Origin of the sequence: Nonomuraea sp. NPDC049637, assembly GCF_040675235.1 — a bacterium.
In the GTDB taxonomy this organism is placed as follows: Bacteria; Actinomycetota; Actinomycetes; order Streptosporangiales; family Streptosporangiaceae; genus Nonomuraea.
Genome location: NZ_JBFAOM010000008.1, coordinates 108,291 through 123,939 on the forward strand (window position 1 = coordinate 108,291; position 15,649 = coordinate 123,939).

A 15,649-nucleotide genomic window follows, 5' to 3' on the forward strand; every position below is an offset into this window, starting at 1 on the left:
GCGTCGTTCGCTGCGCATGGCTCAACGGCCGTCAAGAAGAGGCTGCGACGGGTCCCAGCGTGGCCCGCCCTGTGCGTCCTTGCGGCGTCTGGCCATGGCCGAGAGTGCCTCAAGAATAACGCGGTTCCCGAGGAACGCGGTGATGTCGGCGTGGTCGTACGGCGGCGAGACCTCGACCACCTCCATCCCGGCCACGGGCAGTTCGTAGCAGATCCGGCGCACGGCGTCGAGGAGCTGCCTGGCCGACAGGCCGCCGGGCTCGGGCGTGCCGGTGCCGGGGGCGTGCCCGGGGTCGCAGACGTCGATGTCCACGGACAGGAAGACCTGGTCGCACTCGTCGAGCGCGATCCCGAACGACTCCGTCAGGCACTCCTCCAGCCCGCGCGTCACGATCTCGGTCATCTCGTACGAGCGCATGCGCTGCGCCGCCATCCAGTCGAGCGTCTCGGGCTCGGGCCAGTAGCCGCGCAGCCCGATCTGCAGGAACCTGTCGCCCCGGATGGCGCCGGACTCGATGAGCCGCCGCATCGGCTGGCCGTGCCCGTGCAGGTGCCCGAACTCGATGTCGCCGGTGTCGGCGTGCGCGTCGAAGTGGATCATCGAGGTCCGGCCCGGCGCGTACGCCCTGGCGGTGCCCCGCGCGTCCGGCAGCGCGACGGTGTGGTCGCCGCCGAGCACCACCGGCACGGCCCCGGAGGAGGCGATCCGGTGCACCGCGTCCTCGATGGCGGCCAGCGATCCCTCGACGTCGCCGGAGTAGCACTCGACGTCGCCCGCGTCGAGCACCCGCAGGTCGCGCAGGGCGTCGACGCGCAAAGCCAGGCTCGGACGTGACCCGTTGTGCGGCAGGTAGCAGGTCTGGCGCAGCGCCATCGGCCCGAACCTGGCGCCCGGCCGGTTGGAGGTGCCCCCGTCGAAGGGCGCACCGATGATCACCACGTCCGCGCCGGCGTAACTGGCCGGGTCGGCGATGTCGCAGCGGTCCACGCCGAGGAACGTGATGTCAGGGCCGAACATGGGACCGTACCGGGACACTGCTCACCTCACGTGCTGTTTCGAGTGTCCCCCATCATCACACGGGCTTTTCCGTGACCCCCGCCGAGTCGAACGTCGCCACGTCGTGCATCACCCGTACGGCCGCGCACACCAGCGGGTGCGCGAGCAGGCCGCCGGTGCCCTCGCCGAGCCGCAGCTCCAGGTCGACCAGCGGGCGCAGCCCGAGATGGTCGAGCGCGGCGGCGTGGCCGGGCTCGGCCGAGCGGTGTCCGGCCACGCAGTGACCGCTGACGTGGGGGTCGAGGGCGGCGGCGACCAGGGCGGCCGAGCCGGCGATGACGCCGTCGAGGATCACCGGCACCCGGTTCGCCGCGCCGCACAGCACGAAGCCCGCGATGGCCGCGTGCTCGAAGCCGCCCACGGCGGCCAGCGCGCGCAGGGCGTCGCTCGGCCCGGTGCCGCCGGGCAGGCCGTTCACCCGCAGCGCCTCCCGGACGACCGCCACCTTGCGGTCGTAGGTCGCGTCGTCGATCCCGGTGCCCCTGCCGGTCACCTCGGCCGGGTCCTTGCCGGTGAACACCGAGATCAGCGCGGCGGAGGCGGTGGTGTTGCCGATGCCCATGTCGCCGGTGATCAGGCAGCGGGCGCCCCCGTCGATCAGTTCCTGCGCCACGGCGATGCCCGCCTCCAGCGCCCTGACGGCCTGGTCGACGCTCATGGCGGGGCCGCGCGACAGGTCGGCGGTGCCGTACGCGACCTTGCGCTTGACCAGGTCGGACGCGTCGGGCAGGTCGGCGGCGACGCCGACGTCCACCACCGTCACGGACGCGCCCACCTGGGCGGCGAAGGCGTTGGCGACCGCGCCGCCGGCCAGGAAGTTGGCGACCATCTGCGTCGTGACCTCCTGCGGCCACGGGCTGACGCCGCGCGCGTGCACGCCGTGGTCGGCCGCGAAGATGGCCAGGGCGGCCGGCTGCGGCATGGGCGGCGGGCAGACGCCGGCCGCGCCCGCCAGGCGTACGGCCACCTCCTCCAGGGCCCCGAGCGCGCCGCGCGGCTTGGTGAGACGGTCCTGGTGGGCGCGGGCCTCGGCGAGCGCCTCGGGGTCGGCGGGACGGATGGCCGCCAGGGTCTCGGCGAGCACGGACACCTCCACTTGGTGACACTTGGCGAACGAGCTGGAGCGTTGGCGAACGAACTGAACGAGCTTGAGCATCAGTGGACGAGCTGGAGCGCTTCCTCGTACCGGTCGATCACGACGTCGGCCAGCGTCTCGCAGTCGCCGATCACCTCGGCGCAGCGGATGTCGAGGTCGGGATGGCCCGCGCCGTACGCCAGGGCCTGCGCCCACACGCGCTCCAGCAGGCCGCCCGCGAACAGCAGGTACGGCACCACGATCACCCGCTTGGCGCCCAGCCGGCGGCAGCGTTCGAGCCCGCCGGGCACGCCGGGCGGCGTCACCGAGACGAACGCGGTCTCGACGGTCATGTAGTCGTAGGCGTGCGTCTCCCAGAACAGCCGCGACACCCGGTGGACCTCGGCGTTGGCGGCGGCGTCGGTCGAGCCCTCGCCGACCAGCACGACCGCCGTCTCACCCGGCTCGACCTGGCCGGGGACGTCGTCGAGGGCCGGGGTGTCGACGGCGCGCAGCCGGGGCCGGGCGCCGACCAGCTCCAGGGGGCGCGGCCTGGCCATCTCGGCGGCGGCCTCGCCGAGCCGGTCGGCCAGCAGCGCCAGCACGCGCGGGTCGGGGCCGAGGGGGCGGCCGTAGTCGTACATGAGGGTGGGGTGGCGCTGCTGTTCGAGCGCCATCGCGGCCGGGAACTCCTCATCCACCCTGCTGAGGCTGAGCGGCAGCGCGACGAGACGGTGATGGCCGCGGGCCATCAGGGACGCCACGGAGTCGCTCAGGCGCGGCGTGGCGCGTTCCAGGTAGCCGCCGGAGACGTCGACGGCCGTGTGGTCGAGACGGCAGCGCAGCCGGTGTACGAACCTTCCGAACTCCGCGGCGTAGGCGTCATCGTTCGAGCCCTGCCCGATCAGCAGGAGCGGCGGCTTCATTGAGGGATTCTCCGGTGCGTAGACAAAGTCACGCGAGGATAACCGATACGTGCCCGTGGGGGACAGGTCACGCTGCGTGCGCGGGTCTGGCGTGCACGACGAAGACGGGATCCGCGGCGGTCAGGCGGGGGGAACCGCCGGCGCCGGACGTCAGCGCGGACGCCTGGATCCGCGTGCCCTCGCCGCGGTAACCGAGCTCGCGCAGCAGCTCCAGCACGGCCACCGCCCGCTCGGCCGTGCCGAGCGCGCACACCAGCGCGCGGGGGCCGCGGGCGGCGCACGCCGCGACCACGTCGTCGCCGCCCCCGCCGACGAAGACGGCGTCGGGGTCGGGCAGCGGTTCGAGCGCGGCCGGCGCCTGTCCCCTGGTCAGGGCGACCTTGACGCCGTGGGCCAGCACGTTGGCCCGCAGCCGCGCGCAGGCGGCCTGGTCGCCTTCGACCGCCACGACGGCCGCGCCCAGCCTGGCGCACTCGACGGCGATCCCGCCCTCGCCCGCGCCGACGTCCCAGACCAGGTCGCCGAGCCGGGGACCCAGCTTGGCCAGGACGAACGCCCGCACCTCGGCGGGCATCCCGCTCTCCCACGGCAGCGCCCACTCCGCCGGGCCGGGTTGCGCCCCGGCCACCCAGCCGGGCTTCCCGGGCCGGTGCAGCGGGTCGATGACGAGGACCACGTCGGGGTCCTTCCAGGGCCGGGTGGTGGCCTCGCCCATGCGGCTGTGCGTGACGCGCTGTCCGGGGCCGCCGAGATCCTCGAAGACGATCAGGGCGCGCGGCGTGGTCGGCGCCAGCTCCCTGGCGATCTCGGCGGGGCCGACGCCGGGCGCGACGAGCAGCGCGACCTTGGGGTGGGCGCGGCAGGCGTTCACCACGCGGGCGAGCCGGCCGGGGCCGGAGGGGGCGACGACGAGGGCGTCCTCCCAGTTGAGCCCGGCGCAGGCGAAGGCGCGGCTGATCAGCGAGGTGGCCGGCAGGACGTCCGGCCGCAGGCCGTGCGCCCGTAAGGTGCGGACGACTCCGAAGAAGCCGGGATCGCCCTCGGCGACCACGACGGCCGGGCCCCGGTCCGGGCCGAGATGGCCGTCGAGCGCCTGGAGCAGGTCGCCGTCGTCGGCGGCGCGTCCGTCGACCCCGAGCCGGCCGAGAATGGCGGCGGGGCCCACGACGAGCTCCGCCTCACGCAGCCTGCCCGCGGCCCCGGCCGGCAGCTCGACCCCGTCCCAGCCGACAACCGTGATCATTCAGCCTCACCGTCCTCACCCCCAGGGTGACGGTTCCCGCCGGGTTTCACCATGGGCCGTCGAGGCCAGTCCGCTGTGCCCTCAGGCCAGGTCGGACGGGACCAGGCTGTAGACGATCAGGTCCTCGCCGTCGAGGGCGGCGCGGGCCACGCCCTCGCGGGTGAAGCCGGCCTTCTCCGCCACGCGTTGCGATGCCGGGTTCGACACCGCGGCCCGCAGTTGCAGCCGGCGGAAGCCGTGGCGCTCGAACAGCCAGCGGGCGATCGCGGTCACGGCCTCGCCCGCGTAGCCCCGGCCGCGGGCCCAGGGCGCGGTCATGTAGCCGACCTCGGCCGTGCCGTTGCGCCAGTCGAGGTCCCTGAGGTCCACGTTGGCCACGAAACGGGTGGTGGTGAACTCCTCCACGGTGAACGCGATGCCCGCGCCCCTCATCCGCATCCGTTCGCAGATGTCGACGAACGCGCGGGCGTGCTCCTCGGTGTAGTCGCGCGGTACGCCGGTCCTGGCCTGGGTGAGCGGGTCGGCGCCGGTGGCGGCCAGGCCGGGCACGTCGGCGGGGACGGGCTGCCGCAGCAGCAGCCGGGGCGTGCGCAGCTCGGTCTTCGGCAGGGCGGGCTCGCCGGAGTCCTCGCGCAGCAGGCCGAGGACGACCAGGTCGTGCGGGCCGTCCTCCTCCAGCACGGCGGCGCGCAGCACGCCTTCCCAGGTGAAGCCCGCTTTCAGCGCGACGCGCAGGGAGGCCGGGTTGTCCAGGTTCGCGGTGAGGTCCACCCTGCGCAGGGCGGTGGTGGCGAACACCCAGGCGGTCAGGGCGCGGACGGCCTCGGTGGCGTAGCCGCGGCCCCGGTACGCCGGGTGGACGCCGTAGCCGACCTCGGTGGTGCCCGCCGTCCACGACGTCCTGAACAGGCTGATGGCGCCCACGATGCGGTCGTCGGCCTCGGTCATGGCCAGGTGCAGGCCCTGCTGCGAGCGGTACAGCTCGTGCACGCCGTGCGCGAGCCACTGGCCGACGCCGGAGGCGTGGACGGGCGCGCCCGGCGGGAGGAAACGGTCGCCGGGCTCCACCGTCTCCACCACCGACCGCACGCGGGCGGCGTCACGGGGGTCGAACGGCCGCAGCACGAGCCGTGCGGCGGCGATGTGCGCATCGGGATCGAACACGTGCGCACCCTACACACTCACGATGTTTGCCCACGAAAGCGGGGGTAGGGGCCGATTCGAGAGGAGTGAGGGAACTATGGAACGTGGGAGCGACAAGCACGGTCCGCGCCTGGACGATCAGCAGAAGCACGAGACCGAGGGCATGGTCCGCGGCGGCGGCAGCACGCACGCCGAGGAGTGGAAGGAGACCGAGTCCATGCCCGGGCCCGGCGAGGAGTCAGGGCAGTCGTACCCCCCGGGACACGAGCCCGGCACCCCCCATGGCATCACCCAGCGCGGCGTCGACATCCGCAGCGACCTGGCCAAATGGCTCAGCGACACCCCTTGGCCCGCCTCCAAGGACGACCTGCTCCAGCACGCCGAGGACGTGGACGCCCCCGACCAGGTGGCCGACATGGTGCGATCCCTTCCCGACCGCCGTTTTGTGAACATCGCCGACGTGGCCAAGGCGCTCGGCCTCGGCATGGAAGAGCGGAGGTGGTGACCTGTGCGTCTCGACTTCATCAGGCCGCTGTACGAGCGGCGCGGCCCGTACGCCTCGGTCTACCTGGGCGCGCTCACCGAGCCGCAGCGGGAGACGCACTGGCACAGCGTGCGTGACCAGCTCGACGGGACCGACCCCGAGACCATCGACGCCCTGGAGGTGGCCGCCAACCGGCCGGCTCCGGGCCAGGCGCTGTTCGCCACGCACGGCGCGGTGGTGCTGGCCGAGCCGCTGGCGCGGGCGCCGTACGAGATGGCGACCGTGTCGCCGCTGCCGCACGTCACGCCGATGCTGAGGCAGCGCGGCGAGAACGTGCCGCACCTGCGGGTCATCGTGGACCACGCCGGGGCCGAGCTGTCGGTGTTCGGCGGCGGCGCGCCGCGCACGACCACCGTGGCGGCGGCCGACTGGCCGCTGCAGAAGACCGCCCAGGGCGGCTGGTCGCAGAAGCGGTACGAGCGGGGCGCCGAGGAGACGTGGGAGAAGAACGCGGTCGCCGTCGCCCGCGAGATCGACGAGCAGGTACGCAGGATCGGCGCCGAGCTGATCATCGTGGCCGGCGAGCCGAAGTCACGCTCCTACCTGCTGCAACATCTCAGCACCAAGTCCGCCGACCGGGTGATGATGGTCGAGCACGGCAGCCGCTCCGACCACGGCCAGTTCGAGGCCGACGTCGAGCGCGCGCTGGACGACTGGCTCGAACGCCGCCGCGCCGAGCTGCTCGACCGCCACCGCGAGTCCTCGGGCCCGGCCGGCCTGTCCCAGGTCGCGCACGCCCTGCGCGAGGGCAGGGTGCACGCGGTGCTCATGCCCGCCCAGCTCGACCGGACCGTGTGGACCGGCGAAGGCGGCACCCAGCTCTCCACCGACCAGGGCGAGCTGCGGCGCTGGGGCGTCGAGCAGCCCGTCGAGGAACGCGCGGACTCGGCCGTGGTCAGGGCCGCCGCCATGACGGACGCCGAACTGTGGTTCACCGACGACGTGCAGGACGTGGCGGCCGTCCTCAGGTACTGACCACCCTGGACGTGCTGATGATCACTTCGAGGGTCCGCGGGCCGTGCACGCCCTCGACCCGGTTCAGCTCGATGTCGCTGGTCGCCGACGGGCCGCTGATCCAGGTGAGCGGGCGGGCTGGGTCGAGCCTGGCCACCGCCTCGGGCACGCCCGCCACGATTTGGTCGGCCCGCACGACGCACACGTGGTGGTCGGGGATCAGCGTCTGCGCCCTGGCGCCCTGGCCGGGCCCGTGGTCCAGGACGATGGTCCCGGTCTCGGCTATGGCCACCGCGCAGGCGGTGATCACCCCGTCGGCGGCGTCGAGGGTGTCCCAGCGCCGGTCGGCGCCGGCGTCCGGGCTGCTCGGGGCCGCCCAGGCGAAGCCGTCCGGGACGATCATGCGGCGGCCGGCGGCCAGCTCGGCCAGCTTGCCGGGCACGTCCGCGTCGGGCAGCACGTGCACGACGGCCCGGTAGTCGCGCACCCGCTCGGCGAACAGGCCCACCACGTCGTCCACGTCCGGGCGGGTGCGGTAGTGCCGGACGACCTCCGTCTCGGGCGCGTCCGCCACCGCCTTCCTGACCTTGGCCAGGATTTCCTCACGCGCGCCCATCGTTCCGCTCCCACCAGTCTCTGAAGGATTCTTCCGGGATGTCGGGCACGTCCCGGGTGTCGGTCCAGGCCGCCAGCGGGCCGGGCAGCCGCCGTCTGGGCACCAGCCTGCGCAGCCGGGCGGCCAGCCGCTGGGCCCTGGCCAGCCGGGCCTGGTCGTCCAGCACCCAGCCGGCGGCCTTCATGCCCGCGCGCTCGGCCGCCGCGTGCGGCGCCCTGGCCCGCAGGTCCACCAGCACCTCGGGGATGTCGATGGCCACCGGGCAGACCTCCAGGCAGGCCCCGCACAGGCTGGAGGCGAACGGCAGCGAGGCGTCCAGGTCCGAGGACATGCCCCTGAGCTGCGGGGTGAGGATGGCCCCGATCGGCCCGGGGTAGACCGAGCCGTATGCGTGGCCGCCCGCGCGTTCGTAGACCGGGCACACGTTCAGGCAGGCCGAGCAGCGGATGCAGCGCAGCGCCTGGCGGCCCACCTCGTCGGCGAGCACGTCGGTGCGGCCGTTGTCGAGCAGCACCAGGTGGAAGTCCTGGCCCTCGGTGGCGCCGGTCCACGTGCTGGTGTACGGATTCATCCGCTCACCTGTGGAGCTGCGCGGAAGAAGCTGGAGGAAGACCTCCAGATCCCGCCAGGTCGGCAGCAGCTTCTCGATGCCGACGACGCTGATGAGCGTCTCGGGGAGGGTCAGGCACATGCGGCCGTTGCCCTCCGACTCCAGCACGACCAGCGTGCCGGTCTCGGCGATCATGAAGTTCGCCCCGGAGACGGCGACCTTGCTCCTGAGGAAGCGTTCGCGCAGGTGGAGCCGGGCGGCCTCGGCCAGGGCGGGCGGTTCGTCGGTCAGGCCGTCGGGCACGCCGGGCATGCGGTCGAGGAAGATCTCGCGGATCTCCGACCGGTTGCGGTGGATCGCGGGCACCAGGATGTGGCTGGGGAAGTCGTCCCCGAGCTGCACGATCAGCTCGGCCAGGTCCGTCTCGTACGCGGTGATGCCGCGCCGGGCCAGCGCCTCGTTGAGCCCGATCTCCTGGGTGGCCATCGACTTGACCTTGACCACCTCGGTCTCGCCGGTGGCCGCGACCAGGTCGCCGACGATGCGGTTGGCCTCCTCGGCGTCCCTGGCCCAGTGGACGGTGCCGCCCGCCCGCCGCACGGCCTCCTCCAGCTGGAGGAGGTAACGGTCGAGGTGGCGGAGCGTGTGATCCTTGACGGCCTTGCCGGCCGCGCGCAGCTCGGCCCAGTCGGGCAGCTCGCCGACGACGCCGGCGCGCTTGCCGCGAATGGTGTGGGTGGCTTTCCGGAGGTTGAACCGCAGTTGCGAATCCTCCACGGCCTTCGCCGCATTTTTTGGGAAATTTCCGGGCATGCCGAGGAATGTCGCGCTCATCGGGTCTCCTCCGTGGCTGCGAGGATCTCCGCCAGGTGCATCGTCCTGACCCCCGTCTTCTGGCGGCTCAGGGTGCCGCCGATGTGCATCAGGCAGGAGTTGTCGGCCGCGCAGATCACCTCGGCGCCCGTGTCGAGGATGCCGCGCACCTTGTCGGCCCCCATGGCGGCCGACACCGCCGGGTTCTTGACCGCGAACGTGCCGCCGAAGCCGCAGCACTCCTCCGCGCCCGGCAGCGGCACGAGCTCCAGACCTCGGACCTTCCGTAGCAGCCGGGTGGGCCGGTCGCCCAGATGCAGCCCGCGCAGCGAATGGCACGTCGGGTGATATGTCACCCGGTGCGGGAAATATGCGCCAACGTCGTCGACTTTCAGGACGTCCAGCAGGAACTCGCTCAGCTCGTACACCTTGGGCACGACCTCGGCCACGGCCGCCGCGCCCCTGCTGCCCGGCCGCACCAGCTTCGGGTACTGCTCGCGCACCATGGCCGCGCACGACCCCGACGGCGCCACGACGGCGTCGTACCCGGCGAACACCTCGGTGAACTTCCTGGCCAGCCGCACGCCCTCCGCCCGGTAACCGGTGTTGACGTGCATCTGCCCGCAGCACGTCTGGGCGACGGGGAAGTCCACGTCGCAGCCCAGCCTGCGCAGCAGCGACACGACGGCCTTGCCGGTGCCCGGGAAGAGCGTGTCGTTCACGCACGTGATGAACAGGGCGACTCGCACGACTCTCCCAACGAATGGTCCGACCACTGTATGGTCAGACCATACCTAACCCCACAGTTCCGGGCCAGCACCGGGGAGGCATCGGTGAAACGCACACGGGCGTTCGAGGACGTGCTCGCCCAGATCGAACGGCGCATCGCCGAGGACGGCCTGACCGTGGGCGACCGGCTGCCCGGCGAACGTCAGCTCGCCGAGCAACTGGGCGTCGGCCGCTCGTCCGTACGGGAGGCGCTGCGCGTCCTGGAGACCCTGGGCGTGGTGTCCTCGCAGGTGGGACGGGGTCCGGACGCGGGAGCCGTACTGACCTCGCGGCCCGACACGGCGCTCACCGACCTGCTCCGGCTCAACCTGGGCCTGGCCACCCTGGAGCAGCGCGAGGTCGTCGACGCCCGGCTGATGATCGAACGCTGGTCGGCCGCGCACGCGGCGGCGACCCGGGCCGGCACGGCGGAGCTGGCCGCCGCGATCGAGGGCATGGACCGGGCGGCCACGGCGGAGGAGTTCGTGGAGCACGACACCGCCTTCCACTGCGCGATCGCGGACGCCTCGGGCAACCGGCTCATCGCCGCCATCATGCGCTCACTCCGGGACGCGATGCGCAGGAACGCCATCGAAGCGGTCGAACGCCTCGGCGACCTTTCCGTGCTGCGCGCCGACCACGAGCGCATCCGCGCGGCCGTCGCGGCGGGCGACCCGGAGGAGGCCCAGCAGGCGGTGACCGACCACCTGGCGCACGCCTACCCCGCCCTGTTCCCCGGTCACTGACGCGCGTCGGCCTCCCGGCAGCCCGCCCCCGAGCAGGCCCGCATCGCCTGGAGCCGGGCGTCGAGGCCGGCCAGCAGCGCCGGGTCGGCGGTGGCCGCGAGGTTGTCGAGCTGGTACGGGTCGGCGGCCAGGTCGTAGAGCTGCCGCTCCCCCGTGTCGTACCTGACGTAGGTGTAGCGCTCGGTGCGCAGCGCCTGGTAGGAGGGCACCGGGGTCTGGGCCGCCGACGACCGGTTGACCGGCCTGTTGAACTCGACCAGCACGTTCTTGCGCCACTGGGCGGGCGGGCTGCCGCGCAGCAGCGGCACCAGCGAGCGCCCCTCGCTGAACGCCGGCACGGCGGCCCCGCCCAGCTCGGCGATCGTCGGCGCGATGTCCACGGTCGCGCCGAGCTGCCCGATCGTGGCCCCCGCCCGGATCCCCGGCCCGCGCACCACGAACGGAACCTTGATCGCCTCCTCGAACGGCGTCGTCTTGCCCTGCGCCAGCCGGTGGGTGCCGAGATGGAAGCCGTTGTCGGAGGTGAAGATGATGTAGGTGTTGTCGAGCTTGCCGGACGCCTGCAGCGCCTCGATCACCGAGCGGACCAGGTCGTCGACGCCCAGCATCGACCGCAGCCGCCTGCGGTGGCGCTCGTCGACCCGGTCGATGTCCTCCTGCGTCAGCGAGGGCAGGGAGCTCAGCCACAGCGGCTCCTTGCTCACGTCGGCCTGGTTGAACGAAGGCGTGCGCGGCGCGGTGACCTCGGGCAGGTCGGCGACGTGCCGGACCGCCGGGTTGGCCGGGTTGTGCGGGCCGATGGGCGTCAGGTAGAGGAAGAACGGCTCGTCGGCGCCGGTGATGAAGTCGCGGGCCTTGTCGGCCAGCACGTCGGACAGGTAGTCCTCCTCCGACCAGCCGTAGTCGTACAGGTCGCCGTTCTCGTTGAGGCGGTAGCCGTACTCCTCGTAGAGCTTGCGGACCGGGACGTCCCATTCGTCCCAGCCGGGCGGCACGTAGGCGGCGTCGGCGGTGGCGCCGGGATAGTGGTTGAGGAACTTGCCCATCAGCGCGGTGCGGTAGCCGGCCTGCTGCATCCAGGTGCCGATCGTGGAACGTTCCAGATCGAGGGAGTGGAAGCGGTCGAACCCCCCTTCGGGGGCGGTGTTGGTCAGGACGCCGTGGCTGTGGACGTACTGGGAGCGCAGGATCGACGTGCGCGACGGGCAGCACCAGGAGTTCGTCACGAAGAAGCGGCTGAAGGAAGTGCCCTTCGCCACCAGCTCCGAACTGATGGCCGGGAAGTGGGGCAGCGTGCCGCTCTCCAGGTCGTCGGCCATCACGAACACGATGTTCGGCCGCGAGGCGCTCACGGCCATCGTCGGCTCGGTCGCCGGCGACAGCAGGAGCAGCAGGCAGAAGAGACGGCAGAGACTCTTGAGCACAATGTCTGATCTCCCCGGGAGATCACGCATTGACACTGCGGCCTCGGTAATGGAACTTTATTCCGGAGGTGCGTATGAAGCTCGGCCTGAACCTCGGCTACTGGCAGCGCGACGCCGACGACGCCACGGAGACCGTCCTCGCCGCCGAACGCCTCGGCTACGACTCGGTGTGGACCGCCGAGGCGTACGGCAGCGACGTGTTCACCCCGCTGGCCTGGTACGGGGCGCGTACGAGCCGGATCAAGCTGGGCACGTCGGTGGCGCAGATCTCGGCCCGCCCGCCGGTCACGACCGCGATGACCGCGATGACGCTCGACCACCTGACCGGCGGCCGGCTGCTGCTCGGCATCGGCGCCTCCGGCCCGCAGGTCGTGGAGGGCTGGTACGGGCAGCCGTTCGCCAGGCCCCTGGCCAGGACCCGCGAGTACGTCGAGATCATGCGCCGCGTGTGGCGCCGCGAGGAGCCCGTGACCAGCGACGGCGACCACTACCCGCTGCCCCTGCCGGGCGGCCTGGGCAAGCCGCTCAAGCTCATCACCCACCCGCTGCGCCGCGACATCCCCGTCTATCTCGGCGCGGAGGGCCCCAAGAACGTCGCCCTGGCCGCCGAGGTCGCGCAGGGCTGGCTGCCGCTGTTCGCCTTCCCCGGCAAGATCGAGGAGATGTACGGCGACGCGCTGGCCGGCCGCGACCCCGGCTTCGAGATCGCCGCCATGGTGATGGTCGTCATCTCCGACGACGTCAGGGCCGCCCTCGACGGCGTCAAGATGATGCTCACGCTCTACATCGGCGGCATGGGCGCCAAGCAGCGCAACTTCCACGCCGACATCATCGGCCGCATGGGCTTCGCCGCGGCGGCCGAGCACATCCAGGCGCTCTACCTGGCCGGCCGCAAGGACGAGGCGTTCCGGGCGATCCCCGACGAGCTGGCCGACGGCATCTCGCTCGTCGGCCCGCCCGGCCGGATCAGGGAACGGCTCGACCTGTGGCACAAGAGCCCGGTCACCAGCCTGCTGGTGATGGGACCGCGCGACGAGCAGTCGCTGCGCACGGTCCGCGACCTCGTGCTCGGCTGACCCGTGCCGAGCTGACCCGTGCCGAGCTGACCCGTGCCGGACCGGGCCGGGTCCGGCCGGGCGGTCAGTCCGGCCGGGGCGCCGGGTCGTCGGTCACCGAGCGCAGCAGCGGCCTGCTCAGCGCGCCCGCGCCGATCACGCCCGCGAAGCCGGCGCCCACGCAGACCAGCAGCGTGACCACGCCGCTCGTGCTCACCCCGCCGATCATGAACGGCATCGCGCAGAACGCGCCCACCAGGATCGCGCCGCCGCCCATCACGGCCATCGGGATCAGCGTCTCGGCCCGCCGGGCCCGGTCCAGGACCTCCAGGGGCGTGCCCGCCAGCCGCAGCAGCGCGTACGTCTGCCGCCGGTCCAGCACCGACGAGGCCGCGGTGATGCCCGCGCTGGCGATCGCCACCAGGAACGACACCGACAGCACCACGATCGTGCCCACCCGCACGTCGGCCAGGATCTGCAGGCCGAAGCGCTGGTCGTCGGCCTTCGTCGTCGGGGTGCGACCCGGCACGAGGTCGCTCAGCGCGGTGCGCGCCCGGTCGACCACGACGTCGTCGGCGCCGCTGCCGAGCGCCGCGACCACGGTGTGCTTGACGGTCTTCACCGTGGCCGTGATGCCCGCTCCCGCGAGCCGGTCGCGGGCCTGGTCGGCTACCTTCGAGGCCTCGCCCGCCGGTGCCACGACGCTGAGCTGGGCGGGCCCGGCGTCCCCGCCGAACGCGCCGGGGCTGAGCAGGCCGAGGAACCCGGCCACGAAGCCGGTCAGGGCCACGCCGCTGACGGTCCGCCAGGCCGAGCGCGGGTCATCCACCAGCCTGCGGGCCGCCAGCAGCCGCGCGGGCCGGCGCGCGGTCCCGGCCGCGACCTTGCCGATGAGGCCGACCACCCACGGTCCGGCCAGGTTCAGGCACAGGAACGCCAGCCCGAGCGCCACGGCCACGATCGCCACGCTGGTCCCCCTGGTGAGCAGCGGGAACACGGCCAGCACCGCGAGCAGCGCGAGCACGCGGACGAACCGCATGCCGGGCGGCGTCTCCCGCTTGGCCACGCCGAGCGGGCTGACCACGACCCGGCGCAGCCCGACCACCGCCGACAGCCCCACCAGCAGCGGCACCGCGACCAGCACGCCGGCCAGGATCAGCAGGTTCGGGAACAGGTCGGCGACGAACCAGGTGCCGCCCTGGATCGGGATGCGCGCCAGCAGCGGCACGGCCGCCCCGAACGCGACGGCCCCGGCCAGGGCGCCGGCGAAGGCCACCAGCACGGCCTCGGCCACCGTCATGCCGACCACCTGGCCCGGCGTGGCGCCGACCAGCCTGAGCGCGGCCAGCCGCTGGTCGCGCCGGGCGACCGTGAGCCTGGCCGCCGCGCCGCCGAACACCAGCAGCGGCACCACCATGAGCACGCTGGCGATCAGCGCCAGCACCTGGTACGCCTCGGCGTCCTCGCTGGGCGTGCCGGCCAGGGTCGCGACCTTCACCGGCGGCTTGCCGAGGATCCAGTCGTCGCTGCGCTCGGCGGTCATCGCGGGCGCGTCCGGCGCGTGGCCGACCACCGCGACCAGCTCCTCGGGCTGGACCAGCGCCTCCTCGCCGAGCACGCCCTTCGGCGCCGGGTAACGCTTGGCCAGCCGGTCGGCGGGCAGGTCGGCGGCCAGCTCGGACAGGGCGGGCGACAGCCACACCTCGCCGGGGGCCGGGAAGCGCGGCATGCCGGGCGGGGCGGGCGCCCCCGGCTTGAGCGCGGCCAGGTCGACGACGGTGATCGTCTTGCCGTCCACGTAGTCGAAGCGGCTCGCCTCGACGGCCACCGCGTCCTTCTGCGCCGCGGCCACGGGGTTGCGCCAGGCGCTGCGGTCGGCCCTGGCGCCGAAGGCGACGTTCGCGGCGACGGCGAACAGCAGCAGCGCCGTGGCCACCGCGACCGCGCCGAAGGTGAGCCAGGTGCCCAGCATGCCCCTGCGGCCGCCGCCCTTGAGCAGCCGCCAGGTCAGGTCGAGGTTCACGCGGTCACCCCGTGGGCGAGCAGGCGGCCGTCGCGGACCTCGACCGTGCGGTCGCACCAGGCGGCCACGTTGGGGTCGTGCGTGACGACGATCAGGCAGGCCCCGTTGTGCCTGGTCGCCTCGGTGAGCAGGCGCATGGTGTCCTGGCCGGTCTGCTGGTCGAGCGCGCCGGTCGGCTCGTCGGCGAAGACCACGGCGGGCTTGCTCACCAGCGCCCTGGCGATGGCCACGCGCTGGGCCTGGCCGCCGGACAGCTCGCCGGGCCGCCGGGTCTCCATCTGGTGCAGGCCGAGCAGCGGGAACCACTCGCGGGCCTGCCGTACGGCCTGGGCGCGCGGCACGCCGCCCAGCATGAGCGGCAGCGCCACGTTCTCCTCGGCGGGCAGCTCGGGCAGGAGCTGGCCGAACTGGAAGACGAAGCCGAAGCGGGTGCGGCGCAGGGCGCTGCGCTGCCGCTCGCCCATGGCGTCGATGCGCTGGCCCAGCAGGTGGACCTCGCCGTCGTCCGGCTTCATGATCCCGGCCAGGCAGTGGAGGAGGGTCGACTTGCCGGAACCGCTCGGGCCCATGATGGCCACGGCCTCTCCCGCCCGTACCGTGATGTCCACGCCGCCCAGGGCGACCGTCTGCCCGAACCGCTTGGCCAGGGCTCGTCCAACAAGCACGTCGTTCATGGGCTCCACCCTTCCGCGGCGGGGGGTGGCGGCGGATCG

The 15,649-nt window shown here is 73.2% G+C and carries 15 protein-coding genes; 4 read left to right on the forward strand and 11 right to left on the reverse strand.

The window, feature by feature from the left end:
- Nucleotides 1–21 precede the first annotated feature (21 nt).
- The 5 genes from speB to AB0J71_RS13890 form a co-directional block, all read right to left on the reverse strand.
- Nucleotides 22–1,035, reverse strand: a complete 1,014-nt coding sequence (speB, locus tag AB0J71_RS13870; protein ID WP_364414327.1) for an agmatinase — start codon at nucleotides 1,033–1,035, stop codon at nucleotides 22–24.
- Nucleotides 1,036–1,072: 37 nt separating this feature from the next.
- Nucleotides 1,073–2,146: a nicotinate-nucleotide--dimethylbenzimidazole phosphoribosyltransferase gene (gene cobT / locus AB0J71_RS13875; protein ID WP_352322462.1), complete on the reverse strand. Its 1,074-nt coding sequence runs from the start codon at nucleotides 2,144–2,146 to the stop codon at nucleotides 1,073–1,075.
- A 65-nt stretch (nucleotides 2,147–2,211) separates the two neighbouring features.
- Nucleotides 2,212–3,057 carry a sirohydrochlorin chelatase gene (locus AB0J71_RS13880; protein ID WP_352322449.1) on the reverse strand — a complete coding sequence of 282 codons (846 nt, stop codon included), beginning with the start codon at nucleotides 3,055–3,057 and terminating at the stop codon, nucleotides 2,212–2,214.
- Between the two features lie 67 nt (nucleotides 3,058–3,124).
- A complete protein-coding gene (locus AB0J71_RS13885; protein ID WP_352322450.1) occupies nucleotides 3,125–4,300 on the reverse strand; it encodes an SAM-dependent methyltransferase in 1,176 nt (391 codons plus the stop codon).
- A gap of 81 nt (nucleotides 4,301–4,381) precedes the next feature.
- Nucleotides 4,382–5,464, reverse strand: coding sequence for a GNAT family N-acetyltransferase (locus AB0J71_RS13890; RefSeq protein ID WP_364414329.1), 1,083 nt, complete (start codon nucleotides 5,462–5,464; stop codon nucleotides 4,382–4,384).
- A gap of 76 nt (nucleotides 5,465–5,540) precedes the next feature.
- Between AB0J71_RS13890 and AB0J71_RS13895 the strand changes: the two genes are divergently transcribed.
- Nucleotides 5,541–5,948 carry a DUF2795 domain-containing protein gene (locus AB0J71_RS13895; RefSeq protein WP_364414331.1) on the forward strand — a complete coding sequence of 136 codons (408 nt, stop codon included), beginning with the start codon at nucleotides 5,541–5,543 and terminating at the stop codon, nucleotides 5,946–5,948.
- A 3-nt stretch (nucleotides 5,949–5,951) separates the two neighbouring features.
- Entirely contained in the window at nucleotides 5,952–6,962 is a 1,011-nt protein-coding gene (locus AB0J71_RS13900) for a Vms1/Ankzf1 family peptidyl-tRNA hydrolase (protein WP_352322452.1), read from the forward strand.
- On the opposite strand, the gene AB0J71_RS13905 is transcribed toward AB0J71_RS13900, so the two are convergent.
- From AB0J71_RS13905 to AB0J71_RS13915, 3 genes are read right to left on the reverse strand one after another with little or no spacing between them, the layout of a single operon-like run.
- Nucleotides 6,952–7,557, reverse strand: a complete 606-nt coding sequence (locus AB0J71_RS13905) for a lactate utilization protein C (protein WP_364414333.1) — start codon at nucleotides 7,555–7,557, stop codon at nucleotides 6,952–6,954. The genes AB0J71_RS13900 and AB0J71_RS13905 overlap by 11 nt on opposite strands.
- Entirely contained in the window at nucleotides 7,544–8,941 is a 1,398-nt protein-coding gene (locus tag AB0J71_RS13910) for a lactate utilization protein B (protein ID WP_352322454.1), read from the reverse strand. Before AB0J71_RS13910 ends, AB0J71_RS13905 begins: the two co-directional genes overlap by 14 nt.
- Nucleotides 8,938–9,669, reverse strand: a complete 732-nt coding sequence (locus AB0J71_RS13915) for a (Fe-S)-binding protein (RefSeq protein WP_352322455.1) — start codon at nucleotides 9,667–9,669, stop codon at nucleotides 8,938–8,940. The genes AB0J71_RS13910 and AB0J71_RS13915 overlap by 4 nt, the downstream gene beginning before the upstream one ends.
- A gap of 84 nt (nucleotides 9,670–9,753) precedes the next feature.
- Here AB0J71_RS13915 and AB0J71_RS13920 point away from each other — a divergent pair, with 84 nt between their 5' ends.
- Entirely contained in the window at nucleotides 9,754–10,434 is a 681-nt protein-coding gene (locus AB0J71_RS13920) for an FCD domain-containing protein (RefSeq protein WP_352322456.1), read from the forward strand.
- Here the strand turns inward: AB0J71_RS13920 and AB0J71_RS13925 are convergent.
- Entirely contained in the window at nucleotides 10,428–11,858 is a 1,431-nt protein-coding gene (locus AB0J71_RS13925) for a sulfatase (protein ID WP_364414335.1), read from the reverse strand. The genes AB0J71_RS13920 and AB0J71_RS13925 overlap by 7 nt on opposite strands.
- 74 nt (nucleotides 11,859–11,932) lie before the next feature.
- Here AB0J71_RS13925 and AB0J71_RS13930 point away from each other — a divergent pair, with 74 nt between their 5' ends.
- Nucleotides 11,933–12,934, forward strand: coding sequence for an LLM class F420-dependent oxidoreductase (locus AB0J71_RS13930; RefSeq protein WP_352322458.1), 1,002 nt, complete (start codon nucleotides 11,933–11,935; stop codon nucleotides 12,932–12,934).
- A gap of 64 nt (nucleotides 12,935–12,998) precedes the next feature.
- On the opposite strand, the gene AB0J71_RS13935 is transcribed toward AB0J71_RS13930, so the two are convergent.
- Together AB0J71_RS13935 and AB0J71_RS13940 are read right to left on the reverse strand one after the other, a co-directional pair.
- Nucleotides 12,999–14,936: an FtsX-like permease family protein gene (locus AB0J71_RS13935; RefSeq protein ID WP_364392422.1), complete on the reverse strand. Its 1,938-nt coding sequence runs from the start codon at nucleotides 14,934–14,936 to the stop codon at nucleotides 12,999–13,001.
- A complete protein-coding gene (locus AB0J71_RS13940) occupies nucleotides 14,933–15,610 on the reverse strand; it encodes an ABC transporter ATP-binding protein (protein WP_352323488.1) in 678 nt (225 codons plus the stop codon). Before AB0J71_RS13940 ends, AB0J71_RS13935 begins: the two co-directional genes overlap by 4 nt.
- Nucleotides 15,611–15,649 lie beyond the last annotated feature (39 nt).